At 59.5% G+C, this 257-nt stretch carries 1 protein-coding gene; it reads right to left on the bottom strand.

Going from position 1 to position 257, the window contains the following annotated elements; translation table 11 throughout:
• Positions 1-194, bottom strand: a 194-nt coding sequence (locus AC0MA3_RS26610) for a response regulator (protein ID WP_474658363.1), incomplete at its 3' end; no start/stop codon positions are given.
• Between the last annotated feature and the right edge of the window lie 63 nt (positions 195-257).

Here is a 257-nt window from a genome sequence, read left to right as displayed (position 1 = left end):
CCGTTGAGCTCGGGCATCTTGTAATCGACGACGAAGCAGTCGACCGGCGCATGATCCGATGCGTTGAGCAGCGCGATGCCGCTGCGGAACGTGCGGACGTCAAACCCGTCGGCCTCGAGCAGGAAGCGGAGCGAGCCGAGGACGTCGGCATCGTCATCGGCGACGTAGACCTTGGGTTTGGTGTGAACCGACATGGCACGTGCCGCGAGAATGTAATGTTGAACCGAGACACAACATTACAATCGATTCCGTCAAGG

The organism is Paenibacillus sp. LS-5 (assembly GCF_056121505.1).
The sequence above is the reverse complement of the archived record's forward strand: the minus strand, read 5'-3'. Positions and strand labels throughout refer to the sequence as shown.